Source organism: Nocardia sp. NPDC050718, assembly GCF_040654235.1.
Taxonomy (GTDB): Bacteria; Actinomycetota; Actinomycetes; order Mycobacteriales; family Mycobacteriaceae; genus Nocardia.
Window position 1 is genome coordinate 541,379 of the sequence record NZ_JBFAHQ010000004.1, and the last position, 24,506, is coordinate 565,884.

At 69.3% G+C, this 24,506-nt stretch carries 21 protein-coding genes and 1 pseudogene; 13 read left to right on the forward strand and 9 right to left on the reverse strand.

Translation table 11 applies throughout. The annotated features are described in order from the left end of the window. The first annotated feature begins 169 nt into the window (after nucleotides 1-169). The 3 genes from AB0H54_RS21490 to AB0H54_RS21500 all read left to right on the forward strand — a co-directional run bounded on the left by AB0H54_RS21490 (nucleotide 170) and on the right by AB0H54_RS21500 (nucleotide 4,258). Nucleotides 170-886 carry a helix-turn-helix domain-containing protein gene (locus AB0H54_RS21490; protein ID WP_357347154.1) on the forward strand — a complete coding sequence of 239 codons (717 nt, stop codon included), beginning with the start codon at nucleotides 170-172 and terminating at the stop codon, nucleotides 884-886. Between the two features lie 207 nt (nucleotides 887-1,093). Then, nucleotides 1,094-2,356 carry a lipase family protein gene (locus AB0H54_RS21495; RefSeq protein WP_357347156.1) on the forward strand — a complete coding sequence of 421 codons (1,263 nt, stop codon included), beginning with the start codon at nucleotides 1,094-1,096 and terminating at the stop codon, nucleotides 2,354-2,356. A gap of 354 nt (nucleotides 2,357-2,710) precedes the next feature. After that, the gene (locus tag AB0H54_RS21500; protein WP_357347158.1) at nucleotides 2,711-4,258 is read left to right on the forward strand and encodes a serine/threonine-protein kinase; all 1,548 of its coding nucleotides are present in this window, start codon (nucleotides 2,711-2,713) and stop codon (nucleotides 4,256-4,258) included. A 342-nt stretch (nucleotides 4,259-4,600) separates the two neighbouring features. Here AB0H54_RS21500 and AB0H54_RS21505 read toward each other — a convergent pair whose 3' ends face one another. Genes AB0H54_RS21505 through AB0H54_RS21515 form a run of 3 tightly spaced genes read right to left on the reverse strand, consistent with a single transcriptional unit; the run spans nucleotide 4,601 to nucleotide 7,936 of the window. Further along, on the reverse strand, nucleotides 4,601-5,806 hold the full coding sequence (locus AB0H54_RS21505; RefSeq protein ID WP_357347160.1) for a GNAT family N-acetyltransferase: 1,206 nt from the start codon (nucleotides 5,804-5,806) through the stop codon (nucleotides 4,601-4,603). A 37-nt stretch (nucleotides 5,807-5,843) separates the two neighbouring features. Beyond that, nucleotides 5,844-6,476, reverse strand: a complete 633-nt coding sequence (locus AB0H54_RS21510; RefSeq protein ID WP_357347162.1) for a 1,4-alpha-glucan branching protein — start codon at nucleotides 6,474-6,476, stop codon at nucleotides 5,844-5,846. Nucleotides 6,477-6,484: 8 nt separating this feature from the next. Next, complete coding sequence (locus AB0H54_RS21515) at nucleotides 6,485-7,936, reverse strand: S8 family peptidase (RefSeq protein WP_357347164.1); 1,452 nt, start codon at nucleotides 7,934-7,936, stop codon at nucleotides 6,485-6,487. A 364-nt stretch (nucleotides 7,937-8,300) separates the two neighbouring features. Between AB0H54_RS21515 and AB0H54_RS21520 the strand changes: the two genes are divergently transcribed. Next, nucleotides 8,301-10,010 carry a glycoside hydrolase domain-containing protein gene (locus tag AB0H54_RS21520; protein ID WP_357347166.1) on the forward strand — a complete coding sequence of 570 codons (1,710 nt, stop codon included), beginning with the start codon at nucleotides 8,301-8,303 and terminating at the stop codon, nucleotides 10,008-10,010. 1 nt (nucleotide 10,011) lies between these two features. Here AB0H54_RS21520 and AB0H54_RS21525 read toward each other — a convergent pair whose 3' ends face one another. Continuing rightward, entirely contained in the window at nucleotides 10,012-10,200 is a 189-nt protein-coding gene (locus tag AB0H54_RS21525; protein ID WP_355272000.1) for a hypothetical protein, read from the reverse strand. Between the two features lie 10 nt (nucleotides 10,201-10,210). Further along, the gene (locus AB0H54_RS21530; protein WP_357347168.1) at nucleotides 10,211-11,194 is read right to left on the reverse strand and encodes a hypothetical protein; all 984 of its coding nucleotides are present in this window, start codon (nucleotides 11,192-11,194) and stop codon (nucleotides 10,211-10,213) included. Between the two features lie 786 nt (nucleotides 11,195-11,980). On the opposite strand from AB0H54_RS21530, the gene AB0H54_RS21535 reads away from it, so the two are divergent. From AB0H54_RS21535 to AB0H54_RS21565, 7 genes and pseudogenes are all read left to right on the forward strand, one after another. Beyond that, nucleotides 11,981-12,775 (forward strand): CPBP family intramembrane glutamic endopeptidase, encoded by a 795-nt coding sequence (locus AB0H54_RS21535; protein WP_357347170.1) that lies wholly within the window; start codon nucleotides 11,981-11,983, stop codon nucleotides 12,773-12,775. A 43-nt stretch (nucleotides 12,776-12,818) separates the two neighbouring features. Next, entirely contained in the window at nucleotides 12,819-13,481 is a 663-nt protein-coding gene (locus AB0H54_RS21540) for a hypothetical protein (RefSeq protein WP_357347172.1), read from the forward strand. After that, nucleotides 13,478-14,674, forward strand: a complete 1,197-nt coding sequence (locus AB0H54_RS21545; protein WP_357347174.1) for a PrsW family intramembrane metalloprotease — start codon at nucleotides 13,478-13,480, stop codon at nucleotides 14,672-14,674. The genes AB0H54_RS21540 and AB0H54_RS21545 overlap by 4 nt, the downstream gene beginning before the upstream one ends. A 71-nt stretch (nucleotides 14,675-14,745) precedes the next feature. After that, nucleotides 14,746-15,285 (forward strand): TerD family protein, encoded by a 540-nt coding sequence (locus tag AB0H54_RS21550; protein WP_355271992.1) that lies wholly within the window; start codon nucleotides 14,746-14,748, stop codon nucleotides 15,283-15,285. A gap of 190 nt (nucleotides 15,286-15,475) precedes the next feature. After that, a complete protein-coding gene (locus AB0H54_RS21555) occupies nucleotides 15,476-16,207 on the forward strand; it encodes an alpha/beta hydrolase (RefSeq protein WP_357347176.1) in 732 nt (243 codons plus the stop codon). Between the two features lie 249 nt (nucleotides 16,208-16,456). Next, nucleotides 16,457-17,970, forward strand: a pseudogene (locus tag AB0H54_RS21560) (carboxylesterase family protein). Between the two features lie 155 nt (nucleotides 17,971-18,125). After that, entirely contained in the window at nucleotides 18,126-18,980 is an 855-nt protein-coding gene (locus AB0H54_RS21565) for a universal stress protein (protein WP_357347178.1), read from the forward strand. Between the two features lie 17 nt (nucleotides 18,981-18,997). Here AB0H54_RS21565 and AB0H54_RS21570 read toward each other — a convergent pair whose 3' ends face one another. From AB0H54_RS21570 to AB0H54_RS21580, 3 genes are all read right to left on the reverse strand, one after another. Continuing rightward, a complete protein-coding gene (locus AB0H54_RS21570) occupies nucleotides 18,998-19,420 on the reverse strand; it encodes a pyridoxamine 5'-phosphate oxidase family protein (protein ID WP_357347560.1) in 423 nt (140 codons plus the stop codon). A gap of 20 nt (nucleotides 19,421-19,440) precedes the next feature. Continuing rightward, a complete protein-coding gene (locus tag AB0H54_RS21575) occupies nucleotides 19,441-20,196 on the reverse strand; it encodes a sigma 54 modulation/S30EA ribosomal C-terminal domain-containing protein (protein WP_357347180.1) in 756 nt (251 codons plus the stop codon). A 145-nt stretch (nucleotides 20,197-20,341) separates the two neighbouring features. Further along, a complete protein-coding gene (locus tag AB0H54_RS21580; protein ID WP_357347182.1) occupies nucleotides 20,342-20,926 on the reverse strand; it encodes a QsdR family transcriptional regulator in 585 nt (194 codons plus the stop codon). Nucleotides 20,927-20,997: 71 nt separating this feature from the next. Here AB0H54_RS21580 and AB0H54_RS21585 point away from each other — a divergent pair, with 71 nt between their 5' ends. Beyond that, on the forward strand, nucleotides 20,998-22,161 hold the full coding sequence (locus AB0H54_RS21585; protein WP_355271980.1) for an acyl-CoA dehydrogenase family protein: 1,164 nt from the start codon (nucleotides 20,998-21,000) through the stop codon (nucleotides 22,159-22,161). Nucleotides 22,162-22,170: 9 nt separating this feature from the next. After that, nucleotides 22,171-23,298, forward strand: coding sequence for an acyl-CoA dehydrogenase family protein (locus AB0H54_RS21590; RefSeq protein ID WP_357347184.1), 1,128 nt, complete (start codon nucleotides 22,171-22,173; stop codon nucleotides 23,296-23,298). A gap of 141 nt (nucleotides 23,299-23,439) precedes the next feature. Here AB0H54_RS21590 and AB0H54_RS21595 read toward each other — a convergent pair whose 3' ends face one another. Next, nucleotides 23,440-24,444 (reverse strand): site-specific integrase, encoded by a 1,005-nt coding sequence (locus tag AB0H54_RS21595; protein WP_357347186.1) that lies wholly within the window; start codon nucleotides 24,442-24,444, stop codon nucleotides 23,440-23,442. Nucleotides 24,445-24,506 lie beyond the last annotated feature (62 nt).

Sequence of the window (24,506 nt, forward strand, 5' to 3'; positions counted from 1 at the left end):
CCGTGTCCTTTCACCGAGACCCGCGGCGGCGCGGGGCCTGCATCCGAACCAGAATCGGTCTGTACCTGGTTCCATGAGTTAAAGTACAGTGTGTTTCTGGATTGTCAAAGGAACATGGACCTGCGAAGGCTCACCACAGCGGTGACGTGATCGACGAGGAGGCACTACCATGCTCGAGGCGGTCGGCGGCGAGATCGTGCCGGACGAGCACAACGGCAGCCTTCCGCGTCACCGACACAACCTCAGTCGCGAACAGGTCGCAGACAGCCAGTCGGCGCGGATCATCAACGCCGCGATCGAACTGTTCGGAACACGCGGTTACGCTGCGACGACGGTGATGGACATCGCCAAAGGCGCCGGCGTGTCCCGCAAGACCTTCTACGAGATGTTCGACTCCAAACAGGACGTGGTGGTCGCGGCCTATCGCGCGTTCGATCGATGGCTCCGCGACGCAGGCATGGTGCCGAGGAACCCGGGAGAAGTCGCCCCATCGGCCGACCTCGCGCGCGTCTGCCTGGCGTTGCTCACGCTGTTGTCCCACACCCCCGCCGCGACGAGGATGTTCTTCCTCGAGGTCCTCGGAGCGGGCGAGGAGGTACGCCGTCGGCGCGATGCCGCCATCGCCCGATTCGTCGACGAGGCCACCCCGGGCATGCAGGCGCTGCGCGCACAACTATCCCCCGACCTGCCGCCACTGAGCCGGACAACGGTTCACGTCCTCGTCGGCGGGCTGCACGAGATGATCGTGCATCACCTCGTGCATCACAGTGCCGCAACCCTTCCTGATTTGGCCGAGGAGATGAACCGCCTCGTGTTCGCCGTCGTGGCCCCCACCGTGAACCAACACGAGTTCCCCGACGCCGTGCCCGGGCGCACCGACTTGTGAGCGCCCTGGCCCCGGACCGCCCTGTCCGCAGCGCTCGCGCAGACGCACTATCGACCTCGGCACCGACATCCACCGACTCCACGGCCGATTTCGCACCACCCGAGAAGGCCTGAACCTGGGCCGGGCAACCGCTATCGGCAAACCTTGCACAGCCAGATCATCAGAACCCGGGACCCGGTGGGCTCCCGGTTACGGAAGGACCCGACGATGCGTCTCCGGCCACTTGTTCTGCTCGCGGCGATCCCGCTCGCCGTCCTGCTCGCGGGTCCACCCGTCGTGCTGGCACAGCCTGCCCCGGCCACCGAGTTCTACACCCCGCCCGGTCCTCTTCCCGACGGACAGCCCGGCGACCTGATCCGCACCGAACCGCTGACGCCGATTCTGCCGCTGCCTGCACGCGCGACCCGGATCATGTACCGCAGCACCGACACCCACGGCGCGGCGGTCGCGGTCACCGGCACGGTGCTGGACCCGGCCGCGCCCTGGACCGGGCCCGGGCCGCGCCCGATCGTCGGGTTCACCGTCGGCACGCACGGACAAGGCGACCAATGCGCACCCTCGCGCCTGCTCGGCGAGCTCGTGCACTACACGCCGCCGCTCGACGTGATGGCCGAATACGAGTACGCCTTCCTCACCCTGCTGCTCGCACAGGGCATCGCGGTCGCAGTGACCGACTACCAGGGCCTGGGCACCCCCGGCGTGCACACCTACCTCAACCCGATCGCCGAAGCGCACGCCGACATCGACGCCGTCCGCGCCGCCCGACGTCTGCCCGGCACCGGCATCCCCGCCGACGCACCGGTCGCGTTCTGGGGCTACTCCCAAGGCGGCAACGCCGCCGGGGCCGCCGCCGAACACGTCGCCGGATACGCCCCCGAACTACCGGTCCGCGGCAGCTATGTCGGCGCACCCCCGGCCGACCTGCTCGTCCAACTGCCCTACTTCGAACACAACATCTTCAAAGCGCTGACCGGCCAGGTCCTCAACGGACTACGCGCAGTCTTCCCCGACACCGGCCCCGCGATCGACGCCATCGTCAACGACAACGGCCGTGCCATGCTCGCCGCCGTCGCCGACGAATGCATCCCCGAACTCGCCCCCCGCTACGGGCTACACCCCACCAACGGCTTCACCGTCAGCGGCCGCCCCCTCGGCGACGCCGCGGTCGCCGACCCCGTCATCTCCGCCGCGCTCGCGCAACTCCGCCTCGGCACCCTCACCCCGAACGCACCCGTGCTCGTCACCACCGGCTCCGGCGACGACATCGTCGAACCCGACCAGGTCCGCCGCCTCGCCGCCGACTGGTGCGCCCACGGCGCCACCGTTCAACTCGCCGAATCGCCGTTCCCCACCACCCTGCCCGGCACCGGCACCGGTCACATCGCCAACGCCTTCATCCTCAACCTCGGCAGCGCCGTCCAATGGTTACGCGACCGATTCGCCGCAATCCCCGCACCCAGCACCTGCTGACCAGAACAACAGGTTCATCGAGGCCGATCACCTCCGTGCAGCACCACCGGGTCCGAAACACGGTCCGCCGGCTCGACAGCGACTCGTCGAGGCCTGGCCCGGGTCGGTCCAGAACCTCGGGACGGTGCGGATCTCGGGGTTCCGGACTGGCAGGGTCTCGTAATCAACTGTCGTGAGTTCGAGGTGCCCAGCCGGACGGATTCCGGGCTCGTGGGCCGGAGTCGTACCGGGTCCAGCTGGCCGCAGCGTTCGGTTCCCGGGCAGCCCCAGTCGGTAGTCTGTCGCGGTAGATGATGGCCACGGCAGGTACCAGGGTGGGCCTTCGGCGGACATCAGGAGAAAAGGGGAGCGTTCGTGCTGACCAGCGGAGATCTTTTCGCCGGATACCGGATTGACCGGCTGCTGGGGCAGGGCGGCATGGGCGCGGTGTATTCGGCAGGCCATCCGCGGTTGCCGCGAACGACCGCTGTGAAGCTGCTCAACCGCGAATTGCTCACCGACCCCGAGATTCGGGCGCGATTCGAGCGCGAAGCCGACCTGGTCGCGCAGCTCGAGCATCCCAACATCGTCACCATCTACGACCGGGGAGTCGAATCCGGTTACCCGTGGATCTCGATGCAATACATCGACGGCATCGACGCGACCGGCCTCGGCACAACCGCACTCGAACCAGCGATCCTGATCGTGGAGAACATCGCCGCCGCACTCGATTTCGCGCACATGCGCGGTATCGTGCACCGTGACGTGAAGCCGGCCAACATCCTGCTCACCCACGCCGGCGCCGACATCGACCGCGTCTTCCTCACCGACTTCGGCATCGCCCGGCTCCGCGAGGACACCAGCCATCTGACCAGAACCGGCACCTTCACCGCGACCGTCGCCTATGCCGCGCCCGAACAGCTGACCGGCGGTCCGGTCACCGCCGCGACCGACCAGTACTCGCTGGCGTGCACACTGTTCAAACTCCTCACCGCGACAGGGCCTTTCGATGCCCAGCATCCCGGTGAGGTCATCCGCGGGCACCTCCAGCTCGATCCACCGTCGCTACGGACCCGACGCCAGGGGCTACCCCCCGCGTTGGACGGTGTACTCACCAGGGCCATGGCCAAACGCCCCGAAGACCGCTACCGCACGTGCGGTGACTTCGCCCAGGCCGTTCGCGCCGCCGCGGGGCAGGCCACACAGGTACGCGCGGAGCAGGTACCGGCACCGACCGTCTACCATCCGCCGCAAGCATCGGCCCAGAACCATGCGATGGCCGCCGCACCGAACCACAGCCCGATGCACGGTGTCGGATCCATCGCACCACACCAACACCGGAATCGACCATGGCACCCTAAACGCACCAAGGCGTTCTTCCTCGTGGCGGGCGTCGTGGCACTCATAGCCGCATTGGCACTCGGCAAGGGTCTACTGTGGCGGCCGGACGACACGACTGCTCGCCTCGCCGAGAAAGCACACAACGCGTATCCCACGCTCCTAGCCAAAGACGACACCGGAGATTGCGCCCCCGGCAGTAGTATGGTGCCGCTGGAAAAAGGGGCGTTGAAGAATGCGCCGGTATCGACTAACTGGTACTGCATCAAGTACATCAGCGAACATCGCCAACTGCAGTATTCTCTGCTCGTATTCGACTCGGCCGCTACCGCACGATCGGTGGTGGCAGGACTGCCGAGCAATACCGCCACACCGGGCACCAAGCAGGGCACCTCATTCACCGCCCACCACTGGTCGGCTCTTGCGTATCCGCCACCAGCATTCCCGACGGCCATGAGGGCCGAGATCGTCGTCACGTTCGAAAATGACCCGGCCAGATCGAACACACTTGTCTACGCGGCGGACACCGGAGATAACCTGACCAGTGATCCAATGCTGGCGTGGTGGCAGTCGGTGAGACTGTAGTGGCGACGAGCAGAGGTCTCCGACTGACTGGCAGGGGCTTGTAATCAACTGTTGCGAGTTCGAGGCGTCCAGCCGGACGGTTTCCGTCAAACGCGCCAATTCCTCATCCGCGAACACCCGCGTCGCCACGAACCCGACCTCCCACACCAACCAATAGCGTTGGGAGCCAACACCAACCAGCAATCAGCCATCACCGCAGGCCGAACCGGGCCTCACCAGCGACCGGTTACCGGCTACGCGTATCCGTTGGTTCTTTTCGGCGGTTACTACCGGAAACCCATCCCCCGAGGTCCTCGGTGAGCTGCCCAGATCACTCGCCCCGACCGGGCATCCACGTGCTCGTCAGAAGAACCAGCCCAACTCCGGCGCGCGCTCCGAGGTGAACGCCACGTCGAGATTCCGCAGCGCCGCCGCGTCGTCGACCCGGACACGATGCGCGGCGGCCAGGCTCGCCGCCCGATGCGCACCGAAGTACAGCGCGCCGAGGACATTGATGTCGAGACCGAGCGCGGCCGGGCGGGTGGTGGGTTCGCACTCGGCGACACCGTCACGCACGCGCAGGGCGAAGGTGCCACCGGCCGACCGGAACGGGTCGTGCACGGCCAGGACCGTGTCCAGGTCGTGCCGGTAGCGGCGGGCGGTGAGGGCGGCGGGCACATCCATCAGCCGCGCCCACAGCGAGTCACCGCGATCGGTCACGCGCGCCGCGCGGGAATCGGCGAGCAGGTACGGCAGCGGATCGTCGTCGGCGATCTCGACATCGATGGTCTCGACCAGGTCCAGCCCGAGCAGCACCCGCCACAGCGCGGCGTGTGCGTCCGGGGTGAGCGCACGGTATTCCCACACCGACGCGGTGGCCCGGCCGTCGCGCCAGCGCCGCCGATACAGGGCGTACCCGTCGGGGTGGACCAGGGTGAACAGGGTGGTGGCGCCGTCGCGATGGCGTTCCACGTCGGCGAAGAACAGGTCCCATTTGGCGTCTGGCCGCACCTGGGCGCCCGGCACCGTCGCCTGCCAGCGCTCGTAGATCGCCCGGATGTGCGGCGCGGCCTCGGCCAGGGTGGCCATCTCGACGCCACCGGGATCTGGCGTGGTCGAGCGGAACTCGGCGCGGCGGCGGTCGATGGAGATCGTGGTGGACAGGATCGCCGGGTCGTAGCCGAACCGGCCGTAGATCGTGGCCTCGCTGGCGGTGAAGATCGTCAACGGCAGGCCGTCGGCCTCGGTGCGGGCATGCTGGGCGGTGTACAGCTCGCGCAGGATGCCCCGCCGCCGATGCGTCGGCGCGACCGCGACACCCGACACCCCGCACGCCGGCACCTGCCGCTCCCCCGGCACTGTCACCGTCATGGTCCTGTCGACGGTGTGCCCGACGACCCGGTCACCGTCGACCGCGACCAGTGACCGTTCGATCGGGAACAACTCCCACCGATACGGGAGCTCATCTGCCCCGTACCGCATCCCGAACCCGGTCTCCTGCAATCCGATGATCGCGTCCGCGTCCGCACTGGTAGCCGATCGCACGGTGATGCTCTTCGCCGATGCCATCCCCGTACCCTCCCATGCCGGCCCGGCACGGCACATCTCATTTTCCCGGCAGCAGAGCGACCACCTCGACCGCGGCCCGCCGTTCCCCGCCCAGGTCGTAGGGCGCGGCGACAGACCCCGGCGCACCGGACGGTCGACCCGAGAGGCGACGCGGAAACCGCAGGACAGCGCCCGCGGAACCGATCGGTACCTCGGTCGCCGTGTCACTGTCGACCGCGGCACCGAGGCCGATGCCGCTCGGCAGGATGTCGGCCGGCGTCACCAGGACCGAGGGGTCGGGCGTGTCGCTGTGATTCTGCGCCTGCGCCACCGCGCGCCCGCTCAGCAGTTCCACCACCACCCCGAGGGCGACCGGATCGGCGGTGCCGTCGTAGATCCACCGCTTGCCGAGCACCCCGTGCTCGGTGGTTCCCACCAGCGCACGGTCGCCGTCGAGCAGCGGGGCGCCGCGATAGGTCAGTGGCACGTTGTACAGCACCGGGCCGTCGGCGGAATCGTCGACGACGAGTACGAATTCGATACCGACCGCACCCGCGGGATCGTCGAGCCGGAATCCGCCCACCTTGCGCAGGCGCGGCGACTGGCCTCGATACCACGGTCGCCGGGGCAATAGCGTCTCGATCAATGCGAGCTTGCTCGGAGTCAGGGTGGTGCGGTGGATGACGGCCATGCCGAAGGCTACCCGTGGTCGGTCATCGCGCGCAGATCCGGCAGGGCGCCGATGCGCTGGGTGATCGGCCGGCCCGGCGCCGCGGTTTGCGGTGAGCCGGTGGCGCGCAGCAGCGCCCGAACCTGGTCCGGGGTCGCCCGCCCCGGTCCGGTGGCGCGGATGCCCTGATAGGCGGCGACCGCGCCGACCACGATCGGGGACGCGCTGGAGGTGCCGCTGAATTCGTCGGTGTACCAGAGGTCTTCGTCGGTGCCGCCCTGGAGGTCGCCGTAGCCGGTGGTGGTGACCTCGCGGCCCCAGCCCTGGACGTCGAGGCGGGCACCGTAGTTGGAGAACGGGAGCCGCGAGCGCGCGGGGCCGTGGTCGCGGCCGTGCAGGCCGGGCGGCGGTGCCCCCGCGCCGACCAGGACGGCACCGGAGTCGGTGTCGCCACCGCGGAACGGGTTGTGCCAGGTGGCGGGGAAATCGCCGGGGCGCGCGTCGTAGACGGGGTCGTCGAGGTTCTCGTTGCCGTTACCCGCGGCCTCCACCACGACGATGCCGCGCCCGACGGCGTAGCGGATGGCGGCGAAGTCGTCGGGCCACCATTCGACGGCGATGTAGCCGCGCTGATCGGGTCGGCCCGCGTAGTCGAATCGGGGTCCGGGACGGTGCAGTTCGATGAGCAGGACGTCACCGGGGTCGAGCGCGTCGGCGGCCGAGCGGATCGCGGTCGCCGAACCGATCCCGAAGATCGAGATCGCCCTGATGTGGGCCTCGGGCGCGATGCCGGTGACGCCGAAGCCGTTGCGGTCACCGCTGATCTCCCCGGCGACGGCGGTGCCGTGATTGCGCCAGCCGAGATCGGCCGACGCGGTGCCGCCGATGACGCCGCCCTGATTCTGCCGCAGGTCCTCGTGCGTGAACCGCCAGGCGCCTTCGACATCGATCACCCGCACCCCGGTCCCGAGTCCACCGGGCCGGGTGTGTGCCCAGGTCGCGTCGATCCCGGTCGGCGCCGGGTCCAGGTAGCCCTGTCGGTCGCGGAAGTCGGGCGTGGCCGCCGGCGCGTCCGGCGCGAGGGTGTTCTCGGCCAGCGGGGCCAGGGGCGGTTCGGCGGCCGGCTTCACATAGGCGGCCGCGACCGTGTCGTCCCGGCGGAGCCGATCCGCGAGTTCGGCGAGATCACCCACCTGCCCACGCACGGTGTAGTAGCTCAGGTATTCCCCCGCGACCGGTGCCTGCGGGGTCTCGGCCAGCCGCGCCGCCAGCCGGTTGTCCGGTCCGAAGATCGGCACCAGGTAGGTCTCGGCGGGCAGCAGTTCGTCGACGCGGGCCCGCACGGAGCGGTTCTCCCGCAACGCGATCGGCGTGATCTCGGGACCGGTCGCCGTGGTGACGACGACCAGTTCCGCCGGCGACACCGCGGGGCCGGGAACCCCTGGTCGTCGCTGCCTGCTGGGTCGAGCGGTGGGAGCCATGGATACCAGTCAACAGGGCGCCCGGCCCGGCCGCCACCATTGCGCCGCAACCGGATTCGCGACACGCCGTACCCGATCTTCGCGACGCACCGGCGACGCCGAAATCGCGACGACGACCGCTGTGTCGCACAGCCCCCGCGTACGGCCCGATTCTCGCCGTTCCTGCCTGTCGGCCCGGCCGGGTAGGGTGCCCATCGTCGGCGAATCACGGTGTGCTGCTGAGTGTTTCGCTTAGAATGGGTGCAGGGTGAGATCCTCGGTCACCCGGTACCGATTCTCGGGTACCAGCGTAACCCCGCCGCCGTCGCGCGGGGTGCGAGCGTGAACCATGCCAACGGATATGCAGTCATGCAGGGGGTCAACCATGTCCACAGCTGTCGATTTCGCCGCCCGTCTCATCGATCCGGCCGCCATCGCCGCGGCCGGGCACTCGGCGGTCCTCGCCTATGTCGCGCCGAGCAGGCCCGGCGCGAACTTCGGCGCCAAACCGATCACCGCCGACTACGCCCGCGCGCTGGAAGCCGCGGGGCTCGACATCGTGTCGATCTGGCAATACGGCAAACCGGGCGATCCCACCCCGTCGGACTGGACCACCGGTTTCGACGGCGGCAGGCGGATGGCCGAGCAGGCACTCGCCACCCACCTGAGCCTCGGCGCGCCGCGCCGTGCGCCGATCTTCTTCGCCGTCGACGAGGACATCGCGCTGTCGCAGTGGAACAGCACCGCCGTCGAGTTCTTCCGTGGCGTCAACGCCGTCCTCGGCACCGAATGGACCGGCATCTACGGGCATTCCCGGGTGTGCGCCTGGGCGATCGAGGACGGCGTGGTCGGCGGCCGCGGCGGATTCAGCTGGGTGTGGCAGACGCGCGCCTGGTCGGGCACCGAGCGTGAGCCACGAGCGGTGCTCTACCAGCGGGTGATCGACACCCCGAGCAATCCGGGCCCGATCATCGACGGCACGCACGTCGATGTCGACGACATCCTCGCCCCCGATTTCGGGCAGTGGAGCCTGGACCGCTCCGTCACGAGCCCCGAGTTCACCGAACTCGACCGGCTCGGTCCCTCGCACTCCTCCCGCGACGGTGCCCGGATCACCAACTTCATCCTGCACACCCAGGAGGGCAACGGCACCGCGGAATCACTGGCCGCCTACCTGAACAATCCGGCCAACGGCGTCTCCTACCACTACACGCTGCGCGACGCGATCCTGGTTCGGGTCGTGCCCGAGGAACGCGCCTCCTGGTCGGTGCTCTCGGCCAACCCGTTCACCGTGAACCTGTGCTTCGCGGGCAGCCGGGTCGCCTGGTCCCGCCAGGACTGGCTGGCCATCGACGACGACCTGCGCATCGCCGCCTACATCGCCGTGCGCAACGCCCACCGGCACGGGTATCCGACCGAGGTGATCGCCCCCGACTATCACGTCGCCGACGGCATCACCGACCACAACTATGTGACCAGGGCACTCGGCATCGGCAGCCACACCGACGTCGGCCCGAACTTCCCGTGGGACGTCTTCACCGCGCATGTCGCCGCGTTCGCTGGCACCGCACCGAACGCCATCGACGACCGCGCCGCGGCGTCCCCGTGGCTGGGCGCGCGCCGCACCGTCGGTGAGATCCCCACCCCGGACGGGGTGGGCCGGTTCGCCGAGTTCGAGCACGGCTACATCTACTGGCACCCGGCCACCGAAGCCCACGCCGTCCCCACCGCGATCATGACCAAGTTCGCCGAACTGGGCTGGGAGGCGGGACCGCTGGGCTACCCGATCGCCGAGCACACCGAACTCCCCGACCCACGCGGCACCGGGCCGGGACTGGCGCAAGCGTTCCAGGGCGGCGCCGTCTATCGGCGGGCCGGTCGGCCCGGCTACCGCGTGCACGGCGCCATCGGCGCGCGCTGGTCGGCGGCCGGGTTCGAGAACGGTCAGCTGGGCTGGCCCGCCTCCGACGAGATCACCCACGACGACGGGAAATACCAGGAGTTCGAGTTCGGCCGCATCTACTGGGTTCCCGACCAGATCGTGGCCCTGCGCAACTCCGGCGATCCCGACACTCCGCTGGCCCGCCCGGCGTAGGTCAGGACAGCAGGATCGCGAGGGTGGTGGCGCCCGCGCCGAGGACGAGGGTCGCCACCACCAGGATCGCGATCATCCGGATCCGCGGTGACGGACCCGTGTAGGTGTCCTCGTCCTCGTTCAGCATCGCGGCGAGGTCGACGGCGGCGAACTCGCGGGTGGACTCCAGTGGTCCCGGCTGTTCGGTCATGGCGCTGACGCTAGTCCAGTACGCCGCTCCCCGCGCCGGTTAGCCCGTTCGCCTCGACCGGCGATCGGGTCGCGGCCAGCAGTTCGTCGAGTTGCCGTTCGGCACGTTCGGCACGGGCGAGGATCTGGGTGCGCGCGTCGTCGAGCGCGGCGAGGCGCTGCGAGGTCTCGGCCCTGACCCGGTCCAGCGCGGCCGCCGATTCGGTCCGCCAGGTCTCGGCGTCGGCGGCGGCGGTGCGGCGCAGGTCGGCGAGTTCGGCGCGCGTGCGATCGAGCTCTGCCCGGGTGGTTTCGAGTTCGCTTCTGGCCCTGCGCCATTCCTCTCGCGCCTCACTCGCGGCTTCCACCCGTTCGGCGGCTGCCGCTTCGGCCCGCTCGGTCGCCCGGTCGGCGTCGGCGGCCCGCTGCACCGCCAGATCGCGTTCGGCCTGGGCGGCGTTGACCCGCGCCTCCGACTCGCGGCGGACCTGGGTGATCTCGGCGTCGGCTCGCTGTTCGGCCCGCGCGGTGTGCTCGGCGGCATCCTGCCGGATCCGCTCGATCTCCTCGGCGGCGTCGCGGTGCGCGGCGCGTACGTCGGCCTCGGCCGCGCTGCGCGCCGCGAACACCTCGTCGGCGGCCTGTTTCGTCAGCCGTTCCACCTCGGCCAGCGCCTCGTCGCGCGCCGCGTGCGCCGCGGCGATCAACTGCTCGGCGTCCTCGGCCGCGCCGGCCGCATCCTCGGCCGCCGATTCGGCGAGGGCCCGCGCTTCCTCCGCGTCCCGGCGTGCCTGTTCGGCGGCGACCGCTGTCATGTCGGCTTCCGCGATCCGCCGCGCGGCATCGGCCTGCACCGCCTGGACCTGGGCCTCGGCCACCGACGGGTCACCGAGCGTCGACAGTTCGGCCACCGCCGCATTCAGCGTCGTGCCCAATTGCTCGGCCAGGCCACGGAACTGACCGAGCAGCTCATCGGCCCGCAACCGCGCCACGGTCACCGGCCCCTGAGTCGTCACAGTGACGGTTTCGGCCCCACCCTCCGACTCCTGTTGCAGGCGCTGCCTTTCCCGCCACGCGCGCCATCGCGTGTGGTCCGGGTGATCGCAGTATTCGGAGGGACGACCCGGGCCGCCGCCACGGGTGATGGGACGGGCACAGCCCGGATAGTTGCAGACGCTCGACACGGAAGAATCGTAACGTTGGTTTCGTCAATTCATTACGAATTAGACGAAACGAAAACCGTGTCGCCCCTTGGGGGCTCGGATCGGACGGTCCAGCTTCTAGCCGCCGATAAGTGAACATTATCGGCGGTCAGACTTACGGGCAGATCTCGAGTACCTTGATTTATTTCCGTTTACGTTTGGTCACTTCCAACGCAACGTAACTGCTACGGAACCATGCGAGAACTGTGGTCGGTGGTACTTCCGTACTATTCCTGAGAACAGTGACGAGATTGTCGGGGTCGGGAGACTCCTGCCCGGCCAGACCTCCCCCGCCGTCGGGCGCTGCTTGGATCACGCCGCATCGAGCCGGGCCAGGCGACGCCGAGCGCGGGCAGTGGTGTGGCCGAGACATTCGCGGTCCGAGCCTCGTTGCGGTTGGATATCGGCGCCGAATGCTGAACATTGCCCAGAGCGGGACTTCGCACCTGATTAGCGACGCGATCGACGCGGATCACCAGAACTATCTGGGCAAGTTCCATGCCCGACGATTAGCTGAACAGTCGCCAGATGCACATTCTGGAGTTTGCTGAAGATTTCGTGATCGCTGCGGGTGCGATCCCGAACAGCTATGTTTCCCGCATGGACACCTCAGAAACCGTGACATCGGCGACGAGGGTCGGCCGCCGCCTGTCCTATCCGATGTTCGCTCTGATCGTGATCGTCTATCTCGCGATCATCCAGCTCGGCGGGCTGCTGATGACAGCGCTCAGCGGCGAGGACGACTTCCTCTCCACCCGGGGAGTGTTCTTCGGCATGATCATCCCGCTGGGTGCGGCCCTGGCCTTCACCTATGGCGTGATCAGCTATCTGGGCTGGTTGCGGCCGGTCCTGCACGACGATCGGCCGACTCGGTCGTGGGTGCGGATCGTGCCGATCGTCTTCATCGTCGCGATCGTCTTCGGGATCAACTACAGCGCGTTGGCCGACAAGGGCTTTCTGTATGTCCTGGTGTTGCTGATCGCCACACAGTTCGTGGGGTGGGGCGAGGAAGGCATGTTCCGTGGCATCGGCGTTCTGGTGCTGCGCGATCACGGACTCACCGAGGGCAGGGTCGCGCTGTGGTCGAGCATCGTGTTCGGCGCGGTGCACCTGGCCAACGGGGTCACGCACGGCATCAGCGCGCTGCCGCAAGCGATCATCGTCAGCCTGGCCGGCTACTTCTTCTACCTGACCCGCCGGGTCAGCCGCGGCAACACCGTCAACTCGGTGCTGCACGGCCTGTTCGACTTCACCCTGCTCACCGGGACCGTCATCCTCGCCGATCAGACCATGTATCCGGGCACACTGCTGCCGATTCTGGTCTACCCGCTGCTGGCGATCGTGCTGCTCGTCAAGCGTCACAGCATCGAGCCGACCACGAATCCGGCGTCCTGACCCGCACCGCCGCGGTGTCGCCCCGAACGATCACGGAGTCCCCATGGGTACACATCAGCGAGAATCCGAACAGGCTTTCTCGGAGCGGTATTTCGACCCGGGCGACCGCTGGGTCCCCGTCGACCGCCGCCGGCTCGGCATGGACAAGCGGACCATCCTGCCCGCACTCATCGTGCTCGCCCTGGCCTTCGTGCAGGGTGTCCTGCTGCCACAGATCGATGCGGCGATCCCGGAGAAGGACGTCACCACCACGGGCGATGTGATCGCGCTGCAAGGACAGGTGGGGTTCACCGCCGCCGGCGGCTGGTCGCTGATCGCCGGCGAACGGCGGGATGACGAGCCCAGCGGTCAGGGCTATCCCCCACAGGCGGTGCTGGCCCGCGGCGGATCCCAATTCGTGGTCCGCACCGGCAAGTTCGACGGCGACCCCCGCGCCCTGCTCGCCCAGATCGAACGCACCGACGAACTTCTCGACACGGGCTTGACCGCGTCCGGCGAGCCGACCGCCATCACCACGCGCAGCGGCGTGGACGGCGTCATCACCCGGTACGCGGCCGCCACGGTCGACGGTGTGCTGGGCGCCTTCGTCGTCGACGGCACCGGCATCGAAGTCGTCGCCGTCGGACCGGCGCAGCCGGGTCAGGATCTGCTCGGCGAAGTCGCCGACATGATCGCGAGCATCGACCGCATCGGAGCCACACGATGACCACCTTCGACTCGGCACAGGCCAGGTTCCTCGCCATCGAGAACTCCGGTTGGGGTCGCGGTTTCACCTTCTACCAGCCGCGCAATCTCGCGTTCTGGGTGTATGTGCTGATCACCGGTTCCGGTGCACTGCTGTTCGTGTCGCGGATCGCGAGCAGCTACCCCGCCTACGGTCGCGCGATCGCGGTCACCGCCGCGGTATTCGCCGTCTACGGTGCGCTGTTCTGGTGGTTCGTCGCCCATATCGACCGCTATGCCCGCCAGCCGACGAAACTGCTCGTCGCCGCGTTCTGCTGGGGGGGTTTCGCCGCCACCTGGGCCATGGCTTCCTACGCCAACGACGCGCTGATCGGTATCTACGCCAAGGTTTTCGGCCATGCCTGGGCGCAGGACTGGGGTGCGAGCCTGGCCGCGCCGTTCACCGAGGAGACCGCCAAGGGGTTCGGGCTGCTGCTGATCATCGCCCTGGCGCCCCGATTGATCCGGACCGCGTTCGACGGCTTCATCGTCGGCGCGTTCCTCGGTCTGGGCTTCGAGATCATCGAGGACATCGCCTACGGCATGAACTCCGGTGCTTCGCAGTTCGGCGCGAATCAGGTCGACGCGTCGATGAGCACCGTCGTCCTGCGGGTGGCCACCGGCGCCACCGGCCACCTGCTCTACACCGCGCTGTTCTGCGCCGGGCTGGTGTACCTGCTGGGACGTCCGGCCGAACCCCGCCGGGTGGGCCGCGGCGCCGCCCTGATCGCGATCGCCATGCTGCTGCACGGATTCTGGGACTCGATGGCCAACTTCGCCGGCAACAGCGCGCTGGGCGGAATCGGGGTCATCGTGGGCACCATGATCGTCGCCCTGTCGATCGCCGTCGCGGTCTTCCGCACGACGGTGCCCCGCGAGCGGGAGTTCCTGGCCCAGATCCTCGCGCCCGAGGTCGAGAACGGCACGATCACCGAGAACGAAGCCGCAGCGGCGTGCGCCGACGCCAAGGGCCGCAGGGCCTTCCGCAAGACCGGCGCGGGCCGGGCGGGCCGCGCCCGCAACGACCGGGTACTCGACGCGATCTTCGACCTGGCCGACGCGCTGGCCGCGGACCGGGGCGCCGAGACGCCGCGCGTCGAATTCGCCCGTTCGGAGATCACCCGCCTGCGCGCCGGGCGCCCGCCCACCGAGGCCCAGCTCCCGGTCGAGGTGTGAGATGTTTGCGGGGATGTGGGCCGGGGGATCCGAACGGCAGCCGGCCGCAGCCGATCGACCAGGAGCAGCACATGCCCGGAGCAGTCCCCCGCACCACTCTCACCCATGTCACCCTCGGTCTCGGCTGGGATCCCGTGCGCTCGGGCAAGTTCCGGCGCCGCGCGAAGGACATCGATCTCAACGCGGCTGCGCTGTCGTTCCGCGGACAGGACTTCGTCGACATCGCCTATCACGAACAACTGACCTCGCGCGACGGCGCCATCCGGCACCTCGGTGACAGCGTCGACGGCGTCGGTGACGGCGACGACGAACTCATCGTCACCGACCTGACCCGGCTCGACCCCGCCGTCACCACCATCGTCTTCCTCATCACCTGCTACACCGGCCAGCCCTTCGACCGGATCGAGAACGGTTTCTGCCGTGTCCTCGACAGTGTCACCGGCACCGAACTCGCCCGCATCGATCTGGCGACCGCGCACTCCCACACCGGTCTGGTCCTCGGCACCCTCCGCCGCGCCGACCGTGACTGGACCTTCACCTATGTCGCCGAGCCGATCACGGCCCAGCACGTCGCCGACGCGGTCCCCCACCTCACCGCCTACCTGAACTGAGCCGTGCGGCACCGTCGAGAAAACCTGTTGGCGGACGACGGCGGCCACTGCTACCGTTCCGGAAGCCGTGTGAGAGAACGAGGAGGTGGTACCCGTGAACGCAGTTTCGACATGGGTGCTCCCCTTCGGGGTCACGGTCGGACGATAGGTCGTCCGGGAGCGCCGCACAGCACTCCCGAAAGGCACGACCATGCACTTCACTTCCGAACGCCGCCTCGACGACGGTGTCCTCGAACGCGAATTCACCCTCGGTGAGATCCCCGGCATCCTGTGGACGCCCGCATCCACCGCCGCACCGGCGCCGTTGATCCTCGTCGGCCACCCCGGCGGACTACCCGCCCTGTATCCCCGGCTCGCGGCCCGGGCCCGGGAAACGGTCACGGCGGGCTTCGCCGCGGCCACCATCGAACTCCCCGGTGCCGGTGCGCGTCCCCGCTCCGCCGCCGCGGACCAGGCTCGCGCCGACCTGCGGAGAGCCCTCGAGTCCGGCAGGGCGGTCGACGACGAGATCGTCGACCGGCTCGTTCTGCCGCTGGTCGAACAGGCGGTCCCGGAATGGCGGACCGCCCTGGACGCCCTGCTCGCGCTGCCCGGGATCGGTGGCCCGGTCGGGTTCTCGGGCGGGGTGATCTCGATCGGCGTGCGCCTCGCGCTGGTCGAACCCCGGATCGCCGCCGCCCTCCTGTTCGCCGGTAGTTTCGTGCCCCGCGCCATCGTCGAGGAGGCCCGGCAGCTCACCATTCCGCTGCAGGTCCTGCTCCAGTGGGACGACGAAGGAAACGACCGGCAACAGGCCCTCGACCTGTTCGACGCCTTCGGTTCGAAGGAGAAGACCCTGCACGCGAACATGGGCGGGCACACCGGAGTCCCGCGGTTCGAGGGAGACGCGGGGAACCGGTTCTTCGCCCGTCACCTGAGGTGAGCCGGGTCGACCACCGAGGATAGGAGCGATCGCCCGGGACGCCGACCGTCGACAGCGATCGGCGTCCTCTGGGCGCCGCCGACCGTCCGGCAGGACCGGTTATCCGCTCGCGCACCGACCGATCGGCGCGTTTGCGTTCCTCGACTTCCCTTGCGGGGCTGATAGTTTCAGTGCATCGAGGGGCACTGACCTAGGGAAAGCGAGCACTGCGTGGACGTCGGACCTGCGATCCGTACGGCAGCGGGCGTCGTGCGCGGGCGGTGGGAAGGTGCTGTCGCGGTCTTCCGGGGAATCCCGTATGCCGAACCACCGGTCGGCGCACGACGGTTCGCCGCCCCGGTACCCGCCCGGTCGTGGGACGGAGTTCGCGATGCGGGGCGGTTCGGTCCGCCGGTTCCCCAGGTCCGGAGCGTCGGCGCGGTGATGTCGTCGGTGTCCGGCCGGACGGACGATGGATCCGAGGACTGTTTGACCCTCAATGTCTGGTCACCCGACCTCGGTGCCGCGAAACTGCCGGTGATGGTCTGGATCCAGGGCGGCACCTATCTGGAGAACAACACCGCCAACCCGCACTACGACGGCGCGCTGCTGGCCGCGGCCGGTGTGGTGGTGGTCAGCATGAACTATCGCGTCGGGGTGGACGGGTTCGCCCATCTCGCCGGTGCCCCGGACAATCGCGGACTCCTCGACCAGATCGCCGCCTTGGCCTGGGTTCAGGACAATATCGCCGCGTTCGGCGGTGACCCGGCCGCTGTCACGTCTTCGGCCAATCCGCCGGTGCCGCGTCCATCGCGGCGTTGCTCGTCATGCCGAGGGCGGCCGGACTGTTCCGCCGGGCGATCAGCCAGAGCATGCCCGGCACCTATTTCACGCCACAGCTCGCCGCCGCGATCTCGACCACGATCGCCGCCCGTCTCGGCGTCCGAGCCACCCGCTCCGCCCTCGTCCGGCTACCACCCCGGGCCTTGACCGACGCGACCAGCGCGGTGATCGCGAAAATGACGGAGTTCGTAGAGGTCTGGGGCCCGATGGCACTCACGCCCACCCCGTTCTCGCCCGTCGTCGACGGTGACGTGCTGCCGTGCACACCGTGGAGTGGGGTCGCCGACGGTGCCGCGCGTGAGGTGGACCTGCTCATCGGCCACACCCGCGACGAGTTCCGGCTCTACTCGTCCCGGCCCGGCAGCGAGCCGACCCCGGCGGCCGTGGCCGCGGCCTTCGACTACCTGGCCCCGGGTACCGACGGCGACCGCTGCTACCGCGCCGCCTACCCGGACGCCACGCCCAGCCGACGATTCGAAGTTCTCCACACCGATTGGCTGTTTCGGATGCCCAGCCTCCATCTGGCCGACGCCGCCCACACCGGCGGCGGCCCCGTCTGGCTCTACGAACTGGCGTGGAGCTTCAACGCCGACCAGGGCGCCTCGCACTGCCTGGACTTCCTGCTCCTCTTCGGCACCCTCACCCCCGAAGAAATCCGCGCCCACCGCTCGGCCCACCCGAACGCCGCGAACGAATTCCCGCACGTGGCCCAGCACATGCGCGGCGACTGGGTGCGGTTCGCGACCACAGGCGAACCAGGCTGGGCACCCTACGATCCACAGTCCCGAACCACCCGCGTCTACGACACCGAACCGGTCACCCAGCCCTACCCCGAGGAACTCTCCCGCCGTATCTGGGCTGCTCACCGATTCGACACCCTGGACCTGCCGAACGAGCGTCGCGACAGGTCGGCCGATACTGGTGGCACCGGTGACTGGTAGCCGTCGAGACCCCGGACCGTTCAGCCGAGGGTCCCTGTGGCTCCGATCAGTCCACCGAAGTCCTCGCGAGGAGGGTATTTCGGCCCTCTCCGGTCGGTGATCGGGCGCGCGAGAATCGGCTGCGCTATCCCTGGCCGAGCAGTGAGGCAGATCCGATGTCAGCATCGAACAGCGATCCCGTCGTCGTCGGCGTCGACGGCTCCGACTGCGCGCTCGGCGCGGTGCGGTGGGCGGCCAGGACCGCGGTGCTGCGGGGTGCGCCGTTGCAGGTGGTGTCCGCGATGAGTTCGGGGTGGGATCTGGGTCGGGCGGGCATCGTGTCGATCGACCAGCAGAGTTTCCGTGACGCGGGTGACGCCGCGGTCGCCCGGGCCGCATCGATCGCCGTCGCCGAAGCCGCACCGCATCACCTCGACGTGGAGACGTCGGTGGTCAGCCCGGGCCCGGTCGCGGCCCTGCGCCGCCGTGCCCGCCACGCCCAGCTGCTCGCGGTCGGCACCCGCGGTCTCGGCACCTTCGAGCGCACGCTCCTCGGTTCGGTCAGCACCGCCCTCGCGCGACGACCACTCTGTCCGCTCGCGGTCGTTCCCCAGCCCGGACGTCCCGCGTCCGACCGGCTGCCCGTGCTGGTGGGGCTCGACGGTTCGCCGGGCAGCGAGCGCGCGCTCGATGTCGCGATCGAGGAGGCGGCCCGCCGGGGTGTCGGCCTCGTCGCGCTGCGCGCGTGGGGGGAACCCGCGCCCGGACTGCGGGAATCCCAGATGACCGAGCACACGCATCGGCTCCTCGGGGACACCTTGGTCGGGTACGGCGAGAAGTATCCGGGCGTGCCGATCACCAGGATCGTCACCGGCGACGATCCGGCACAGCGGTTGCTCCGCGAGTCGGCTCGCGCGCAGCTGCTCGTGCTGGGTAGTCACCGGCGGGGCGGGCGCGACGGCTTCGGGTCCGTCAGCCGAACCGTCTTGCACGCCACCGAGATCCCGCTCATCATCCTCGACCGCCGCTGAGACATCTGTCCCGCGGGTCAACGACGATGCCGCGCGAGCAGCCGCACGCCCGCGACGATCTCGGGTTCGATGGCGACGACGGTATCCATCACCCGGCCGACCCACGGCCGCAACAATCGTTCGTAATGCGCGACCCGCACGGGGTCGGTGACGGTGCGCGCCAACCCGGTGACCGTGACCGACCAGCCGATGCGCCGCACCGGATCGATGTCGTCGACTTCGTAGGCCACGACGACCGGTGAGTTGCCGGCCACCGCACCGGTCAGCCGCGCGGTGAGCCGCGTCCGGACGATGATCACGCCGTGCTCGTCGACCAGATGGTTGACCGGGCGGATCGCGGGCAGCGCGTTGCGGGTGAACACCACCCGCCCGAACGGCGCCTCCGCCACCAGCCGCATAGCTTCGGCGCGGTCCAGGTCGACGACCTCCCGGCCGCCCATCTCGTCCCCGGCCGGCGCGCTCACGACCGGTCCTCCGGGTCGTGGACGGGCTGCACGATGGCCAGATCACCGTCGTAGCGGCGGTAGAGGAGGTGGCCGCGACCGCTGTCCGCGTCGGTGAAGAACACGTACGGCAACCCGAATCGGCACACCCGGCTCGCGGCGTCGGACTCGGTCAGCCGCGGTGCCGGATGCGGATTCACCGTGAGCGCGGGCCCGTCGGGTAGTCGCGTGAGGTGTTGCCGCGCCAGCCGCACGCCCAGCGGACCGGCCCAGTAGACGAGGGCGTCCTCGCCGGATTCCGCGTCGACGAACAGGTGCGCGTCGTAGTCCAGGGCGTCCATCGCCCGGGTCGCGGTGGTGGGGTCCGCGCTGCGCAGCACGCAGCGCTTGCGCCGCACGATCGGCCGGTCGCCGGTGATCGAGGTCAGCGGCGGTCGCGCCGGATCCGGCCATCGCCGCACCGGTCCCGCCGGCCGCGATCGGGAGACGGCCCGGTCGAGTCGTTCGGCGACGATCGTGGCGACGAAGCCGGTCGGGCCTTCCACCTGCACCCGGACCGCCGCGCCCGCGCGGCCCGCGTTGACCTGCGCGAGCACAGACCCATCGCGGGAAGATGTGGTGGACAAGCGGATTCGGGCCGGACCGTCGATGCGCTGGGATCGCAGGACCGCGGCGACCGCGCGCGCTGTCCGGGAGACATCCGCCGTGTCGACAGCGCCGCCGGTCGTCACGCCGATCTCCGGACCGGCCCACCGTAGTTCAGGAGAACTCACGTACTCCGACCTCGCTTCCGCTGCTGCTCACTCCCTCACGCAAGGGCTTCGAGCAATAGCACCACTCCGGCATGCCCGTGCTTAGGGGCGAAGGTCCCGGTGCGTCGTGACCATCGACCCGAAGTTGCGCGGTCGGGTCGTGCGGTCAGGCGCGCAGGAGCGCGGCCTGTACCTGGCGCAGGCGCTCGACATCGCCGCGGAAGCCGGCGACGGCGTCGTTGTACAGGAAGGCTTCCCAGAGCCGGACCAGGGCGTAGGCCAGGGTTCCACGGTCGATCGGCGGCACGTAGCCCTGGTCTTCGGCGCGGGCGATGAGTCCTTCGACGACGGCGACCGCGGCCTGGTGGACGGGGCCGTCGCTACGGGTGATCAGCCGCAGGGCGGCGGTGGATTCGTTGTCGAAGTAGGTGCGCAGGGAATCGTCTTCGACCAACCAGTGGATGCACCGGTCGAGGATCTCGTTGAGGCGTTCGGCGCCGGTGGCCTCGCTGGTGCGGTCGGCGTAGGCGACCATCCGCTCGAGCTGGCTGGCGATCGCGGCGCCGAGCAGTCCGTCGCGGGAGCCGAACCAGCGGTAGATGCTGGTCCGGCCGAGGCCGAGGTGGGCGGCGATGGCGTTCACGTCGATGCGGTTGCCGGACAGGAACACCTCGACCGCGGTGCGCAGCACATCGTCACGGCTGGCGGCGGCGGGGCGTCCCGGCGCTCGTGTCCCCTCGGCTCGCGTCACATCGCACAGCATAAGGGCTCCCTCGCGACCACCATTTGAAACATATTGATCTCTGTGTAACATACTCGACCATGCAATTGGCACTCACCGAGGACGAGCTCGCCTTCCGCGACGAGCTACGTGCTTTCTTCCGGCGCGAAATCCCCGCCGACATCCGCAACCGGGCCAGGCACATGGCCGAACTCTCCAAAGACGATTTCGTCACCACCCAGCGCATCCTCAACGCCCACGGCCTCGCGGTCCCGCACTGGCCGGTCGCCTGGGGCGGCCGCGACTGGACCCCCATCCAGCGCCACCTCTGGCACGACGAGATGCAGCTGGCCTCGGTGCCCGAACCACTCACCTTCAACACCAACATGATCGGGCCGGTCATCGCCCAGTTCGGCTCCGAAGAACTCAAGGCCCGCTTCCTCCCGGCCACCGCGAACCTCGACATCTGGTGGTGCCAGGGCTTCTCCGAACCCGACGCGGGCTCCGACCTCGCCTCGCTGCGCACCGTCGCCGTCCGCGACGGCGACCACTACGTGATCAACGGCCAGAAGACCTGGACCACCGCCGCCCAGAGCGCCGACTGGATGTTCTGCCTGGCCCGCACCGACCCGGACGCCCCCAAGAAGCAAGCAGGCATCTCGATGCTGCTGTTCCCGCTGGACTCCCCCGGCGTGACGGTCCGCCCGATCGAACTCATCGACGGCGGATTCGAGGTCAACGAGGTGTTCCTGGAGAACGTGCGGGTGCCGGCCGACCAGCTCGTCGGCGCCGAGAACCAGGGCTGGACCTACGCGAAGTTCCTGCTCGGCAACGAGCGCACCGGCATCGCCGCCGTCGGCCAGACCAAGGTGCGGCTGTGGCTGGCCAAGGAATACGCCAAACAGACCCGCCTCGACGCGGGCACCCTGCTCGACGACCCGGTCTTCGCCGCCCGCATCGCCGAGCTCGAGAACGAGCTGCTCGCACTGGAACTCGTGCAGATGCGGGTCGTGGCCGGCTCGGCCGACGGCGCCCCCAACCCGGTGTCCTCGATTCTGAAGCTGCGCGGCACCGAACTCCAGCAGGCGGTCACCGAACTGCTCGTCGACATCGCCGGACCCGACTCCCTCCCCCGCGAAGGCGACAGCGGCGACTGGGCCCGCCGCAGCACCGCCACCTACCTCAACTACCGCAAAACATCGATCTACGGAGGATCCAACGAGGTGCAGCGCGGCATCATCGCTTCGACGATCCTCGGATTGTGAGACACCGTCATGGATTTCGAACTCACCACCGAACAGGACATGCTGCGCGACACCGTGCGCAGCGTGCTGACCCGCCACTACACCCATGAACGCCGCACCGAGGTCATCGGCACCGACCCGGGCTGGGACCCGCAGGTGTGGTCGACCTTCGCCGAGATCGGGCTACTCGGACTCACCATCGCCGCCGACGACGGTGGCATGGGCGCCGGTCCCATCGAAACGATGCTCGTGCTCGAGGAACTCGGCCGCGTCCTGGCGCCGGAGCCGGTACTGGACTGCGCGCTGCTGCCGGGCGCGCTCATCTCCAGGGCCGGATCGGTGATCCAGCGCAAGGAGATCCTGCCCGAAGTCGCCGCGGGAGAACGCCGCATCGTCTTCGCGCACGGCGAGCCCGGTGTGCGCCCGGTGACGGCGCGCGCCACCACCCAGGCGACGCCGGTGGGCGACAGCTGGCAGGTGACCGGACGTAAACACCCGGTGGCCTACGGCGATGACGCCGACCAGTTCATCGTCAGCGCGGCGCTGCCCGACGGCGGTACCGGGCTGTTCCTGGTCGAGCCGACCGATCCGGGCGTGACCGTCGCCGGATTCCGCACCCACGACGGCAGGCGCGGGGCCGACCTCACCTTCACCGGCGCGACCGCGGTGCCGCTGGGCACGCCGGTCGACGCGACCGATGTCATCGCCGACATCCTCGTCACCGCGCAGGCCGCGCTCTGCGCCGAAGCGGTCGGCGCGATGTCGGAAGCGCTGCGGCTCACCACCGACTACCTGTCGACCCGCAAGCAGTTCGGTGTCCCGCTGCGCAGCTTCCAGACACTCACCCAGCGCGCCGCCGACATGTACGTGTCACTCGAACTCGCCCGGAGCATGAGCCTGTACGCGTCGATGTCACTGGCCGACGGCATCGCCGACCCCGTCGTCGCGGCCCGCGCCAAGCTGCGCATCGGACGCTCCGGCAAGCACATCGGGCAGGAAGCCATCCAGATGCACGGCGGAATCGGCATGACCGCCGAATACCCGGTCGGCCACTACACCGCCCGCCTCACCGCCATCGACCACACCCTCGGCGATTCCGGTGACCACCTGCGCTACCTGGCCGCCCACGTCGCCGACCACCAGTTGGCCGAGATCTGAGCCCACTGCTCGACATCGCCGCACCACAGCGAGCGCGGCGATGTCGAGCGGCAACCGTCGGATCGCTTAGGTGTTGTGCGGGAGTAGGTGGGGTAGCCGTAGCATCCGCCGAAAATCGGGCGGATATGGCGCAGCTGCTGGTCAGCGCCGGTTGGCGTCCGGGCCGAGCAGCGCGGTGAGCTCGCGCATCGCCTGCGGGGACGGTTTGAAGTAGCGGCGCAGGTTCTCGGCCTTGCGGTGCCGGGACTTGGCCATCAGTTGCAACAGGCTGGCCCCGGATTCCCCGAGGTGGGTCAGGCCGGAATGGCGCAGTTCGTGCAGATCCCAGCCGGTTCCGGGCCCGTCGAGCGCGGTAGCGGCGTCGAGCAGGTCGCGGGCCTGGTCATAGGACAGCCGGGCCAGCCCGGTGTCGGGGCAGACATCGCGGTCGGCAAGGTACTTGCCGGGCCCGGGCCGGCGGTGGCCCACGAACACCGGTCCGCGGGTGCGGCCCTTGATCAATCGCGGGAGCAGGCGGGCGGTGCCCGCGTCCCAGTACACGGTCTCGAGGACGTGTTCGTGGTGGGCTGGCCCGCGGCGGCGGGTGCGGGGTTTGGCGCCCTTGGATTTCACCGGCGCGCTGCGTGCGGCCAGGTCGAGGTCTTCGATGTTGAGCTGGAGCAGTTCTTCTGCGCGGGCGCAGGTTTCATACAGCATCCGCCACAGCGTCTTCTCCCGCACATGGATCTCGCGGCGGCCGATGAGCCGGTCGATCGCGGTGCGGGAGCGGACCGGGGTGTCGGAGTCCGGCGGCGTCGAGCGCCCAGCCGAGGCCGGGAGCGTCGGTGCGGTCCAGCCCTGCTCGGCGCACCAGCTCAGCCATTTGCCGACCGCGGCGCGGCGCGCGTTCCAGGTATTGACCGCCGCGCTGCCCCACAACGATTCCAGCGCGGCGCCGATCTCGTCGTCGGTGACCGAGTCCAGGGCCCGGCTGGGCCCGATCAGCCCGTCCTCGCCACGGCCGTCGAGCTGGTCGACGGTCTTGACGATGGCGATGCCGTAGGCGCGGCGGGTGTTCGCCGAGCCGATCGTGTCGAGGAACGCCTCGGCGGCGGTGCGCAGGGTGCGGGTCGGCGCGGTGCGCAGCCGGGTCACCTTCGCGGCCATCGAATCCCCCGTTTCCGGCTTGCCCCGGATAACGGGGCCGCTTCGCGTCGGTGCGACGGTAG